The 12,414-nt window shown below is 40.3% G+C and carries 14 protein-coding genes; 12 read left to right on the forward strand and 2 right to left on the reverse strand.

The features are described from left to right. Positions 1 to 6: 6 nt before the first annotated feature. From Q0064_RS08020 to Q0064_RS08035, 4 genes are all read left to right on the forward strand, one after another. Complete coding sequence (locus Q0064_RS08020; RefSeq protein ID WP_298146878.1) at positions 7 to 1,596, forward strand: RagB/SusD family nutrient uptake outer membrane protein; 1,590 nt, start codon at positions 7 to 9, stop codon at positions 1,594 to 1,596. A 14-nt stretch (positions 1,597 to 1,610) separates the two neighbouring features. Continuing rightward, positions 1,611 to 2,660: an IPT/TIG domain-containing protein gene (locus Q0064_RS08025; protein WP_298146880.1), complete on the forward strand. Its 1,050-nt coding sequence runs from the start codon at positions 1,611 to 1,613 to the stop codon at positions 2,658 to 2,660. 86 nt (positions 2,661 to 2,746) lie between these two features. Next, positions 2,747 to 3,952: a glycoside hydrolase family 27 protein gene (locus Q0064_RS08030; RefSeq protein ID WP_298146882.1), complete on the forward strand. Its 1,206-nt coding sequence runs from the start codon at positions 2,747 to 2,749 to the stop codon at positions 3,950 to 3,952. A 3-nt stretch (positions 3,953 to 3,955) separates the two neighbouring features. Next, positions 3,956 to 4,903 (forward strand): glycoside hydrolase family 5 protein, encoded by a 948-nt coding sequence (locus Q0064_RS08035; protein ID WP_298146884.1) that lies wholly within the window; start codon positions 3,956 to 3,958, stop codon positions 4,901 to 4,903. A gap of 276 nt (positions 4,904 to 5,179) precedes the next feature. Here Q0064_RS08035 and Q0064_RS08040 read toward each other — a convergent pair whose 3' ends face one another. After that, entirely contained in the window at positions 5,180 to 5,518 is a 339-nt protein-coding gene (locus Q0064_RS08040) for a DUF2752 domain-containing protein (RefSeq protein ID WP_298146904.1), read from the reverse strand. A gap of 9 nt (positions 5,519 to 5,527) precedes the next feature. Then, complete coding sequence (locus tag Q0064_RS08045) at positions 5,528 to 5,866, reverse strand: TM2 domain-containing protein (protein ID WP_298146908.1); 339 nt, start codon at positions 5,864 to 5,866, stop codon at positions 5,528 to 5,530. A 72-nt stretch (positions 5,867 to 5,938) separates the two neighbouring features. Between Q0064_RS08045 and Q0064_RS08050 the strand changes: the two genes are divergently transcribed. The 8 genes from Q0064_RS08050 to Q0064_RS08085 all read left to right on the forward strand — a co-directional run bounded on the left by Q0064_RS08050 (position 5,939) and on the right by Q0064_RS08085 (position 12,414). Beyond that, complete coding sequence (locus Q0064_RS08050) at positions 5,939 to 6,826, forward strand: hypothetical protein (protein ID WP_298146911.1); 888 nt, start codon at positions 5,939 to 5,941, stop codon at positions 6,824 to 6,826. 522 nt (positions 6,827 to 7,348) lie between these two features. After that, entirely contained in the window at positions 7,349 to 7,978 is a 630-nt protein-coding gene (locus tag Q0064_RS08055) for a hypothetical protein (protein ID WP_298146914.1), read from the forward strand. A gap of 354 nt (positions 7,979 to 8,332) precedes the next feature. Further along, positions 8,333 to 8,722 (forward strand): XRE family transcriptional regulator, encoded by a 390-nt coding sequence (locus Q0064_RS08060; RefSeq protein ID WP_298146917.1) that lies wholly within the window; start codon positions 8,333 to 8,335, stop codon positions 8,720 to 8,722. A gap of 45 nt (positions 8,723 to 8,767) precedes the next feature. Further along, the gene (locus tag Q0064_RS08065; protein ID WP_298146920.1) at positions 8,768 to 9,088 is read left to right on the forward strand and encodes a hypothetical protein; all 321 of its coding nucleotides are present in this window, start codon (positions 8,768 to 8,770) and stop codon (positions 9,086 to 9,088) included. A 287-nt stretch (positions 9,089 to 9,375) separates the two neighbouring features. Next, entirely contained in the window at positions 9,376 to 10,416 is a 1,041-nt protein-coding gene (locus tag Q0064_RS08070) for a Fic family protein (protein WP_298146923.1), read from the forward strand. A gap of 399 nt (positions 10,417 to 10,815) precedes the next feature. Further along, entirely contained in the window at positions 10,816 to 11,517 is a 702-nt protein-coding gene (locus Q0064_RS08075) for a Crp/Fnr family transcriptional regulator (RefSeq protein WP_298146926.1), read from the forward strand. Between the two features lie 58 nt (positions 11,518 to 11,575). Continuing rightward, the gene (locus Q0064_RS08080; protein ID WP_298146929.1) at positions 11,576 to 12,037 is read left to right on the forward strand and encodes a YHS domain-containing (seleno)protein; all 462 of its coding nucleotides are present in this window, start codon (positions 11,576 to 11,578) and stop codon (positions 12,035 to 12,037) included. Further along, on the forward strand, positions 12,037 to 12,414 hold the full coding sequence (locus Q0064_RS08085; protein ID WP_298146932.1) for a DoxX family membrane protein: 378 nt from the start codon (positions 12,037 to 12,039) through the stop codon (positions 12,412 to 12,414). The genes Q0064_RS08080 and Q0064_RS08085 overlap by 1 nt, the downstream gene beginning before the upstream one ends.

Raw genomic sequence — 12,414 nt, forward strand, 5'->3', positions numbered from 1 at the left:
ACTTGTATGAATCCATTATATTCTATCAAAAAACAGTTCTTGCCGATTCTAGCAGTAGCTTTATTTCTAGGAGCGTGTAGCGATGATTTTACCAATAGACCCTCGGAGGATACGATTCTATTAGATTCGTATTACGCTACGGATCAACAGGTTTCAACGGCTACAAATGCTATGTATAACCGAACTTGGTTTCAATTTCACAACAAGTTTTTCTTCGCAATAGCCGAGATCGGTTCGGGTAACATGATGTCGTATTCTTCGGATGTGAATGCCATGCGTAACTTTTCGATCACAGGAAGTGATGCCGAATTGCTGGCTGGTTGGCAATCTTTATGGGCAAATGTTGCTCAAGCCAATTCTATTATCAACTATTTGGAACAACGCGTCGGGCCGAATGTTAGCGAAGATGTTCTTCAAAACACTATCGGAGAAGCCTATTTTATGCGTGCAACAGCCTATTTCTATTTAGTTAGACTATGGGGAGCGGTGCCAATCATCGAAAACAACGTAAATTTTGCAAGTGCGCCGCTAATCAATACCAACAGAGTTGAAGATATTTATCAGCTGATTGAGCAAGATTACCAACAAGCTATCGATCGTCTTTATGACCGTGTTCGTACCGGAAATTATACTGATAATGCAAAAGTTACCCAAGGCTCTGCAAAATCGATGCTTGCTAAAGTGTATTTATATCAGCAAAAATATTCAGATGCGAGAGCCATGGCAGAAGATGTAATCAGCTCTGGCGAATTTAAATTGTTAGGCGGTTCACAATTGCCAAGCAAATCTTTCGCTGATCTTTTTACGTATCCAAACAACAACAATGAAGAGTCTATCTTTGCTTTACAGTGGAAAAACGTTGGTGTATATGGAAACGCAAGTAACTGCAACACCCAATTCGGAATCAGCAACGGAACTGTAAGTACATCAAATGCTTCGTACGGCGGTGTATTCGGACCGTCCCAAGATATCCTTACACTATACACAACTGATGACTTGCGCAGAAGAGAAACCATCATGTTTCCAGGAGCAACATATCCAAATGTTTTAGCAAAAATTGGTTCTGCTTTCGGTCCGCTTGTTGTGCCACCAGCCGATCAAATTGGCGGGCAAAACGCAGGTGCAGCAATCAAAAAGTATTGTATTGGTATCGTAAATGGTGCTGCGACGGGAAGCGCTGATCAGTGGGCAATGATGGAAAATAATACGTACATCATGCGTTATGCGGAACTTCTTTTAATTCATGCTGAAGCAATCTTAGCCGGCGGTGGAAGTACCTCTGATGCCTCTGCGCTTAGCTCGTTCAACGCCGTTAGAACCCGCGCAGGTTTATCGCCTGTTACTTCAATTACGTTCAACGATATTTTTACAGAGCGTAGAAAAGAACTTGCTTTCGAAGGTGATTACTGGTTCGATCTAGGGCGAATTCCTCGTGCACAAGCTATCGCAATCATGGCGGCACAAAACCGTGGGGATCGTCTTACCGCACAATCGTTTACACCAGAAGAAAGCGATTTTATCTTGCCTTACCCAACGAATGAATTGGCTAAAAATCCAAAACTAGCCGAGCCACCAGTGCCTTACACTTTTAATTAAATTTTCTAATTATCATGAAGAAATCAATTTTTAAATTTTTGAGTTGGATGCTTGTTTTTGGAATGTTGTTCCAAAATACATCCTGCTCGTCGGACGAATCGTCGAGCTCTGCGGCGCCAGTGATCGAAAAAGTTAGTGCAGCAGTAGATGAGGACGGAAATCCAACAAATCTTGAACCTACTAATGTTGGTTTCGCCAACAACGTTTATGTGATTCAAGGAAAAGGATTTACAGGCTTGCAAAAAGTGTTTTTTAACGATTTTGAAGCGGCTTTTAATCCAACTTTAGTAACCGATACAACAATCTTTGTTACTGTTCCGCTAACCACACCGTATCAAGATCAAAGCAATAAGCTCCGAATTGAGACAGTAAATGGGTCTGCTGAGTATGATTTTACCATCGCACCTCCTGCGCCACAAGTAACAAGCATCAATCCTGTAAATGCGCAAACAGGCGATACTGTTACCGTTTATGGATCTTTCTTTATCAATCCAGAAGTTACCGTTGGAGGTACACCTGCAACTATTTTAACAGTTGCGTTCGATAAAATCACGTTCACGCTTCCTCCAAATTCACAATTAAAACAAGTTACGGTAACAACACTTTCTGGTGACGGTACTGCACCGCAAGTTATCGGGACAGGAATTTACGACGATGCTCCAGCTTCATTTGTAGAAAACTGGCTCGGACCTTGGGATGGTAGCGGATTTACAGCAAGTACTGCTGAAAAAAGCCAAGGCGAATCTTCTATCGAAGCCAATTATGGTGGTTACGTAGGATTTAAATTCCCGATGTTCGCGGCCCCAGCTAGTACCGCAGGTTTTGCAGGTCTAAGAGTTTCGCTCAAAAGCACTCAAGAAACCGGTAAATTCAAAGTTGTTGTAAACGGAAATTACGGTGCCGGTAAAGAAATATCGTTCAATAATTTAGGCTGGACAACCTTCAATATTCCATGGTCTGAAATAGGAGGGAATCCAGGTACTATCAACGAAATAGTATTCCAAGAGTTTAATAACGGCGGTGGCGATAAATTATACATCGATGATCTTGGTTTTTACCAATAAGAACAAATTCATTTCATTTTAGGTTGAAATTTTTTATTGAGTTAGTTTTTTAAAACCCTGTTTTGCAGGGTTTTTTTCTTGAAATTATGAATAAACTATTTAAAATACTTGTTTGCTGCTGTTCGATATCCATCTTCGCACAGAAACCCATTGGCTTAGCTAAAACACCTCCGATGGGATGGAATTCTTGGAACACCTTCGAAACCAACATCAACGAAGAGCTAGTTAAGAAAACCGCCGACGCCCTCGTAGCTTCAGGAATGAAAGACGCCGGTTACCAATACCTGGTTCTCGACGACGGTTGGATGGCCAAAGAACGCGACGAAAACGGAAACCTAGTTCCCGACCCAGTGAAATTTCCAAACGGACTGCCAGCGCTCATCGATTACGTGCATAAAAAAGGCCTGAAGTTTGGTTTATACAACTGTGCCGGAACAAAAACCTGCGCCGGTTATCCGGGAACGCGTGGCTACGAATATCAAGATGCCCGCTTTTACGCCAAACTCGGAATCGATTTTCTTAAATACGATTGGTGTAATACCGAGGGCATTCAAGCTAAAGAAGCCTATACCACCATGCGAAATGCACTCGCTGCAACCAAAAAGCCAATCATTTTTAGTTTGTGCGAATGGGGCGATAATCAGCCGTGGCTTTGGGCAACAGATGTCGGACAAATGTGGCGAATCTCCGGCGATATCTACCCGTGTTTTGATTGCGAATACAATCACGGAACTTGGTCGTCCTGGGGCGTATTACGTATACTGGAAATGCGCAAAGACATACGGAAATACGCCGATCCGGATCATTTCAATGATTTCGATATGCTCGAAGTGGGCAACGGGATGACAGCAGCCGAAGACCGATCGCACTTTGCACTTTGGTGTATGATGGCGTCTCCGCTTATCGCTGGAAACGACATTACAAAAATGAACCAACAAACACGAGATTTACTCACTAACCGCGACCTGATTGCTATTAATCAAGACGAACTCGGATTGCAAGGATTTAAGTTTCATTCTGAAAATGGAATCGATTACTGGGCGAAACCGCTCGCCAGTAACGAATGGGCTTTTGCGTTTCTTAACAGAAGCGAGTCGGCCGCAGAACTAAACTTCGATTTCTCGAAATGGCAAATAACCGATCCAGATTTCGGACACCAATTCAATGCAAAACAACAGGTTTACGAGTTCAAATCCCTATTCGAAAATAAAATGGCAAATACAAAACGGAATTTCAAAACTAAAATCGAAGCGCACGATCTTTGTGTGATACGCTTGCGCGAAAAAAAGTAAATCATGAAAAAATATCTTTTCCTAGCTCTAATGCTCTGCAATTTGTGTCAGGCACAAGTCGTGAAGAAGCACAAATCCTTACAAGTTATCGGTACACAATTGTGTAATCAGGCAGGCGAGCCCATACAATTGCGTGGTATGAGCTTTGGCTGGCACAATTACTGGCCGCGTTTTTACAACCAAAAAGCAGTAAAAACATTGGTAACCGACTGGAAATGCAATGTTGTGCGCGCCGCTATGGGTATTGAAGGACACGAGCTTACCTACACGCAAAATCCGCAGTACGCTACCGAGAAATTAGAAACGGTGGTAAAAGCCGCAATTAAAAACGACATTTACGTCATTGCCGATTGGCACAGCCATAACCTCAATCTTAAAGAAGCACTAGTGTTTTTCGATTGGTTGTCGAAGAAATACGGACACACGCCAAACCTGATTTACGAAATTGTAAACGAACCCGACGAAGAAACTTGGCCGGAAGTAAAAGCCTACGCCGAGCAAGTTATTGCCGTAATTCGGAAGAATGATCCCGATAACATTATTTTGGTAGGATCTCCACGCTGGGATCAAGACGTGCATTTACCTGCAGCCGATCCGATTACCAGCAGTTCTAACCTGATGTACACCATGCACTTTTATGCCGGCACACACGAGAAATGGCTGCGTGATCGAACCGACGAAGCGTTGGAAAAGAATCTACCGATTTTTGTGTCGGAATCGGCAGGTATGGAAGCCACCGGCGACGGACCGCTAAACGAACAAGCTTGGCAAGAATACATCGATTGGATGGAAGCCCGAAAAATAAGCTGGATTGTCTGGTCGGTTTCCAACAAAGAAGAAACCTGCTCGGTCTTAAAAGGCGATGTCTCCGACGGTGGACCGTGGAAAGAATCGGAACTAAAGCCTTCGGGTAAAATAGCGCGACAGTACATACGCAGTTTAAACAAATAGCTAAGCCATAGATGTAATTTATTCTTGCAATCGTTCTGGAAAGCAATAGCGACAGAAGGAAAACTCTGCGAATGATAACTGTTCAGCTGTCTCACATGATTTAAATTACCAAGCTTAAATTCTAACACAGGCTTTTAAGTTTGGTTTTTTTGTTTCCGCTAGTGAATTTTCAGTTTATGAAATCCTTCGAGCTGATGAATCGGACTCGCACCATGCTAGTACGTTCTCTATAAATGAGCGCCGATGTACTTGAGTTATAGCCAAAAAAAAAGGAGCTTAAGCAGCTCCTTTTGGATACATTAATTTTCCAATGGGTCCAGGCATTCGTTTGCCTTGGATATCGTAAAATGATTTAATCCACATCATAAACAACATAGGTACTACAATAAAAGCAAGTTTGTTGTACTGTGCTGCTTCAGCAAATTCGAAATGAATAAAGTGCATAGTAGCCCTTGTAAGACCACAAGCGTAACATTCGATTCCCGCCAGGCGCACAGACAAGCAAATACTTTCACCGTTGTCAAAAAAATCAGACGGTAGTGCCCACAGTACAAAGGGTACTGCTATAGTTATTACATGAGTTGCGTAGAAAATAATTTTACGAATTACTTCCATTGAACTAAATTAGAATGTTGTTGTATACGAATCGTTTTTAGGCTCTAGGCTTCCAGTAATGATTCTGATAAGGTCGATCAAAGACCATACTCCACATCCACCAAGAGTAAGCAACTGAACAATACCTTGCCAAGTGTACCCAAGATAAAAACGGTGAACTCCTAAACCACCTACTAAAGCACAAAGAATTAAAGCGATAATTTGACTTTTTCCGCCTCCAACTGCTGCTGGTGAAGATAAATCGTCATCATTGCTCTCAACTACAGTAACGTTGTTGTCTGCAGCTCTTTGAACTGGGAACGAAGCGTAAGATACCGTCAATGCTCCAAGCGTTACTAGCAACGCCATCAAAAATAATTTAAATTTCATAATTAAAAATGTTTAGATTTGTACAAACATAAAAAAATTCTGTTAAAGAAAATGAAATTTTTAAATAATTCGATTGTCGTTTTTTTTTTAGTTTTTAATCTAACGCAAGCACAATCAAACTACGAATTTTTCGGCGCGATAAAATTAAATGGAAACGACAAAACTATAATCACCTATCGAATTGTTTTTGAGGAAAATAACGGAATAATTAAAGGTTATTCGATCTCCGACTTAGACGGAGTTCACGAAACTAAAAATACCATTACAGGCACCTACGACCGAAAAACCAAGCAGCTTTCGTTTCAGGAAAAAGACATTCTGTACACCAAATCAAAGTTTTCGCAAAGCTCCTTTTGCTTCGTAAATTTCACCGGTAAGGTAAAACTCGTTGAGAAAGTCAGTAAAGTTGAAGGCAACTTCAAAGGTCTGTATAAAAACAAAACTAAATGTATTGATGGAACTGTTGCACTCGTTGGCAGTACCAAAATTTATAACCTTGCAGGAAGAGTAAATAAAAAGATTCAAAAGTCGAAGCGAATCGATCAGGCTACGAAGGAGAAAAGTAATCCACTCGCAATCTTAGATAGCTTGAAAATCAATAAACTATCTAAAGATCAGAACTTAAGCGTATTTTGGGAATCAAAAAACGTTAAAATCCAAATTTACGACGCAGGAAAAGAAGATGGGGATGCCATTAATTTGTACCACAACGGAAAATTAATACTTGAAAATTATAAAGTTAAGCTTGAAAAGAAGACAATTTCAATGCCTTTAGACCTTTCGATTCCAAACGAATTTAAGATTACCGCCGTGAACGAAGGCACAATAACACCAAATACTGCAAAAATCGTATTATACGACGACGGCCGCACTTTCGAATTACTTTCTTCCATAAAGAAAAACGAATCGGCCTTCATAACCATTCTCAAAAAGGAGTAGAAAACGCAACATTCGTTTCTAGATTATAATTGGGCAGCTACTCCCGTTTTCCGCTATAGTCCTCAAAAAACACGCTGTTTTCACACGCACTGCGGCGGGCTTCTGCCGTCGCCACCACAGTTGCGGTTCCAACAAGCGTCTTTTTCTCCGGGCTGCCGCTGCAACCGGGGCTGGGAAATACGTTATAAAGTTTAGTGGAAAAATGTATCTTCGGGTAAGATTAATTACAAGACAGGTTACCCCTGCATCACAAACCCTCCCGACTTTGAAGCTACTCCCCAAACCTCCCGACTTCAAGGCTAGTTTTAGACCATCCTAAACTTGAAATCAAATCACGGATTTTAGTAGTGAAAACGATAAAAAGTCGCGTTCGTAGAAAACCGCCAGCATTTTTATTCCGGAATATCGTCTTGAGTTTAAAAAGCAAAGGGTACTTTTGTAGTTGGTGTCATTGTCACTCCGCAATCTCTCACGTATCTTAGCGCAGAGTCGATATAAATTGTTATAGATTTACATACGATTATGACAAATAATATCGAGAAAATATACAACGATCTAAAGCTCAACTTTGAAAGCGCACCGGAACACACCATCGACTTTTATTCCAAAAACAGTCTCACGCTTAATAACATCAAGACATTTAAAGACAAAGAAGATCTTCGACTTTTCATCGAAATAGTTTGGCAGTACTTAAATGCAGTTTATCAAAAAGATCGGTTTAATGAGACGGTTGACTTTGCAACCAAAAATCTAAATCTTATCGACAGTGAGCTTATTAGATTTAATGCCGAGGAACTTAAAGATCAGTGGTATAACGGAATTTTGCATTTTAAAGGTATGGCTTCGTACCGTCTCAGAGACTATAAAACATCCACTCCTATTTATAAGTATCTTACAAAAAGTGATCCCAAAAACGACAGCTTCAAAAATTGGCTCAACTACTCCATATACGGGCAAAGACTTTGGCTGGTAAATACCATAAACACGCTTAGCGGTGTACTGTTGTTGGTTTATCTCTTCGCAAAAGAGTATATCGAAAATTCTGAAATTAGAATCGCTATTTTACTTATTGCAGGGATCGGATTATTCGGTAATTGGGGCTATGAATATTACATGAAACGAAGCTTCAGGAAATCGACAAAAACTTTCTGAAATTAATCTAAAAAGTATGAGTGCCAGATGTATTTATAACATGAGTTCGTTAGAAAAATTGAGCTTAAATCCCTTCGGATATTTGGCCAATAACAGTAGTTTGCAGATGATTATTCCACAAAAGCAGAGAACAATCCTCCAAGCACAGTGTTCTTATATTTTTCATGCGCTGCATCAAACATCCTAAACAACAAAAAGTATATTTTTATTTACTTTAATGTAATTTTCAGGTAAATTTTTATTTACTTTGTAATTCCTGTATATGCCAAATAGCGTTAGTAATGAAATTGCTAAAGGCTTGGAAAAACGAATTCTTAAGGAAGCAGGTATTAATTAATTTCGAAAGAAATAGTCATGAAACGGAAAAAGAGATACAAATTTATTGTTGAGAAAACAGCAACCGGATTTTCGGCATTCTCAAACGATTTGCCTGTTTTTACAACGGGAAAAACCATGACCGAGCTTCAAAACAACCTACTCGAAGCCTTGGAGCTTGCCTTTGAAGCAGATTCTCACAACTTGAGTAGCGATAACATCGAACTAGAAATCGATTTCAAACAGTTTTTTCAATTTTATCGCGTCATAAACTCCAAATATTTAGCCGAGCGAATTGGCATGAATCCCACGTTATTCTCGCACTATGTTAACGGCCATAAAAAACCTTCGAGCAAGCAAACGACGCGCATATTAAATGGCCTAAATGAAGTGGGGCGCGAATTGGCTAATTTGCAATTTGTAAATTAGAGTGCCTTCTGATTTTTTTTTCAATACAATTTTACAACTGCTCCGATGCAAACAACAAAAGTTCTATATAAGTTAACGCTTGCCACTGCACTTGTACTTTTGTTTTTAGGAGTGGTGATACAAGTATTTTCGGTGGAAGATTCGGGCTGGTTTTTTAATAAACAAGGTGGGCTGGTAGCGGGTACTTTAAACGGTACGGGCACAATTTGCTTAGGGATAATCCTGTTCTTTTTTGCAGCTGGTTTCAGAAAATCATTCATAAAAAAGCGCGATCAAAGGGATTCGCAGCAGCGTAAAGAAAGTAATGAGGAACTTCTCGGTAAAAAGTATAACATCCATAAACTTCGCAGGTTGAATAAGAGATAGTATGGTCGTGGTCTTTTAGTAGATAGCGCTCCGCACATTCCCCGCGTTAAGGGTTGCAGCGGAAATCTTGTTGATCCGCGTCGGGCAAAAAACCAATTGCAGTGGAAGACCCGACGGCGCCTGAAACAGCTTTCTAGCACTGAGGCTCCGGAACGCCCAAAAAAAGTTATGAGTGAGTATAAGTACTTCTTTCGTCTCGTTATCAAATATAAACGTATCAAATCGTATCGATTTTTAATTGCCGTTTCGAATCATAATCGTATTTTTGCGTATCAAATCGTATCGAAATGAGCAGCAGAGTCTATAACTTTAAATTGAATATTGACTGGAAACTGATTAACTTGATCAGTGAAATTGACCGTTTTGATGCAAATTGGACTGCTGTTGAACGTAGAGAAGGTGGGAGTCTCAAAGAACTGAAAAGCATTGCAACCGTTCGTAGCGTTGGGGCTTCAAACCGTATTGAAGGCAACAAGATGAGTGATGAAGAAGTTGATGCACTACTTCAAGAAATTGATATTAGCAAACTTACGGATAGAGATTCTCAGGAAGTAGTCGGATATTTTGAAGTATTGGATCTGATTTCGGAATCGCATGCAAGCATCAACGTAACAGAAAATCATCTCAAAAGTTTACACAATAGTTTGATGAGATACAGTGCCAAAGACCAATGGCATAAAGGCTATTATAAGATGCATAGTAACGCAGTTGAAGCCTCATATCCTGACGGTACAAGACAAATCATTTTCCAAACCACTGAAGCGGGATTTGCTACCGAAGATGCCATCAGGAATTTAGTTGATTGGTATAATTATGAAATGGAAGTTCCCACTTTAATCAAGGTAGCAACTTTTGTATATGATTTCCTGAGCGTTCACCCTTTTCAAGACGGAAACGGCAGAATAAGCCGTTTGATTTCAACACTTTTGCTACTCAAAAACGGATATAAGTGGATACAATACGTTAGTCTTGAACACGAAATTGAAAGTCGAAAAAACGAATACTACCAAACGCTTAGAAGTTGTCAGGCTCAACGCCCAAATGAAGATGTGACAGATTGGATACTATTTTTCTTGAATTGCTTGTCGAATATACAATCGCAACTAATGATAAAACTGCAAAAAAGCGGTTTGGAAACACAACTTTCGTCCAGAGAAAAATCTATTTATACTGTTATTCAAAATCGGCCGCACATACAATCTGGAGAAATTTCCGAAAAGTTGGCGATTCCAGCTCCAACTGTAAAAAGAATCTTGTCCGAGTTGCTTAAAAAAGAGCTGATTGAAAAGCAAGGAAATGGACGTAGCGTAAGTTACACGATAAAATGATAACTGGCAGCTTCCTCGTTCCGCACACTCTCCAACTTTATGACTAGTTTGACAAACGCCCCAAAATTGAAATCGCGTTACGGAATTTTTTAGAAAACAATTTTTAAGCTGTGTTCGCTGAAAACCGCCAGCATCTCCAACTTCGGTATATCATGTTCGATTTTTGATTGTAAAGGTACTTTTTTCGTACGATCGCTTTTTGCGCACATTCCCCGCGTTAGGGGTTGTAGCGGAAATCTTGTTTTTTGATCCGCGTCGGGCAAAAAACCAATTGCAGCGAAAGACCCGACGGCGCCTGAAACGTCTTTCCAGTACTGAGGCGCCGGAACGCCCAAAAAAATAAAAAACAGTTGTTAAAAATTCTTTCTTTCAATTCAACAAAACTTGTAATTTTAGCACATGAGTGATACACTAAAATATTGGTACCTGCGCGACCATAAGTTGTTTCAAGTGCTTAAAAACGAGCAAATCAAACAACTCTGTATCATCACGGGTTTTAAAAAAGCAAAGCACAACGAAATTATCCGCCTATCTGAAATCGAAGAACCGCGGATTTTCCTACTTAAAAAAGGACGTATAAAACTTACCGTAACCGACGAAGCGGGCAACGAATCGGTTGAAGATTTGCTCGAACGCGGCGATTTGTTTGGCGCCGTCACGCTGGAACCCGATACCACCTATACCTCAGAAGCGAAAGTGCTTTCCGACGAAGTGCTCATTTGCAGCTTTACCGTAGCCGATTTCGAGAACTTATTGCTCAAATACCCCGAATTAGCGCTCAGTTACACCAAATTCGTTGGCTTTAAAATGCGTCGGATTCGTAACAGCTATCAAAATTTGATGCGAAAAGATGCCAAATCACGCTTGTTATACTTCTTAAACGATTGGTCGGAAAAAGACGGCGTACAAACAGGTGCGGCGGTTACCTTGGAGAATTTCCTGACACAGGCCGATATTTCTCAAATTATTTGCTCGTCGCGGCAAACTGCCGTTCAATTGCTGTCGGAGCTTGAAAATACGGGCGTTATTACCTATAACCGCAAAGAAATTACTTTTCCGAATTACGCTAATTTTAAGAAATTAGTGGCAAGTGTCGGCTAACCGACATTTTCATTTTGTGAGTTGCCGCAACTTTGCTTCAACTTTAAAACCTAACAAAATGAAATTACGTATGGTACTATTGTGGTTGGTAGCCGGGATGGCTGTTAGCTACGCTCAGCAAAGCGCTGACAAAATTTCGAATTACAATGTTGAAAAAGGCTTGGCGCTGGAAGGCTACGATCCGGTTTCGTATTTCTCGAACGGCGGTCCGCAGAAAGGCGATGCTAAATTTAAAGCGTCTTTTCGCGGGGTAACGTATTACTTTAAGTCGGAAGCAAACCAAAAATTGTTTCTAGCCGATGCAAAAAAGTACGTTCCACAATACGGCGGCTGGTGTGCGTATGCGATGGGCGCTACTGGCGAAAAGGTTGAGGTTGATGTAAAGACGTTTAAGATTTTAGACGGGAAATTGTATTTGTTTTACAATGCGTACTTCAATAATACCTTAAAAAGTTGGAATAAGGATGAAAAGAATTTGAAAACCAAAGCTGATGCAAATTGGCGTAAAATCAATCAGTAATGAAAAGTAAAATTGTTTACCACATTGCCCGATTTGCCGCAGCTGGCATTTTATTGCAAACCTTGTTTTTCAAATTTTCGGGTGCCTCAGAAAGTGTTTGGATTTTCACACAGTTGGGTGTTGAACCCTTCGGACGTATCGGTTCAGGTATTGTTGAATTGATTGCGGCTATTTTGCTAATTTCAGGTAAATATTCGCGTTGGGGCGCATTACTTGCAGGTGGAACTATGTTTGGCGCGGTTTTTTCGCATATATTTGTTTTAGGACTAGAAGTGCAAAACGACGGCGGATTTTTGTTTATTTTGGCGGTAATTGTTCTTGTTTGTTCTTTCTTTGTATTTAGATATCCCGTAAAAAGGATTGAAACTAAAATGTAA

Source organism: Flavobacterium sp. (genome assembly GCF_027490375.1).
Taxonomy (GTDB): Bacteria; Bacteroidota; Bacteroidia; order Flavobacteriales; family Flavobacteriaceae; genus Flavobacterium.

Excerpts from the sequence above, each read along its gene's own strand:
- Q0064_RS08060 (WP_298146917.1), top strand. The coding sequence starts at position 8,333 with ATGAAACGGAAAAAGAGATACAAATTTATTGTTGAGAAAACAGCAACC.
- Q0064_RS08070 (WP_298146923.1), top strand. The coding sequence starts at position 9,376 with ATGAGCAGCAGAGTCTATAACTTTAAATTGAATATTGACTGGAAACTG.
- Q0064_RS08020 (WP_298146878.1), top strand. The coding sequence starts at position 7 with ATGAATCCATTATATTCTATCAAAAAACAGTTCTTGCCGATTCTAGCA.
- Q0064_RS08030 (WP_298146882.1), top strand. The coding sequence starts at position 2,747 with ATGAATAAACTATTTAAAATACTTGTTTGCTGCTGTTCGATATCCATC.
- Q0064_RS08045 (WP_298146908.1), bottom strand. The coding sequence starts at position 5,866 with ATGGCGTTGCTAGTAACGCTTGGAGCATTGACGGTATCTTACGCTTCG.
- Q0064_RS08080 (WP_298146929.1), top strand. The coding sequence starts at position 11,576 with ATGAAATTACGTATGGTACTATTGTGGTTGGTAGCCGGGATGGCTGTT.
- Q0064_RS08065 (WP_298146920.1), top strand. The coding sequence starts at position 8,768 with ATGCAAACAACAAAAGTTCTATATAAGTTAACGCTTGCCACTGCACTT.
- Q0064_RS08055 (WP_298146914.1), top strand. The coding sequence starts at position 7,349 with ATGACAAATAATATCGAGAAAATATACAACGATCTAAAGCTCAACTTT.
- Q0064_RS08085 (WP_298146932.1), top strand. The coding sequence starts at position 12,037 with ATGAAAAGTAAAATTGTTTACCACATTGCCCGATTTGCCGCAGCTGGC.
- Q0064_RS08035 (WP_298146884.1), top strand. The coding sequence starts at position 3,956 with ATGAAAAAATATCTTTTCCTAGCTCTAATGCTCTGCAATTTGTGTCAG.
- Q0064_RS08050 (WP_298146911.1), top strand. The coding sequence starts at position 5,939 with ATGAAATTTTTAAATAATTCGATTGTCGTTTTTTTTTTAGTTTTTAAT.
- Q0064_RS08075 (WP_298146926.1), top strand. The coding sequence starts at position 10,816 with ATGAGTGATACACTAAAATATTGGTACCTGCGCGACCATAAGTTGTTT.
- Q0064_RS08040 (WP_298146904.1), bottom strand. The coding sequence starts at position 5,518 with ATGGAAGTAATTCGTAAAATTATTTTCTACGCAACTCATGTAATAACT.
- Q0064_RS08025 (WP_298146880.1), top strand. The coding sequence starts at position 1,611 with ATGAAGAAATCAATTTTTAAATTTTTGAGTTGGATGCTTGTTTTTGGA.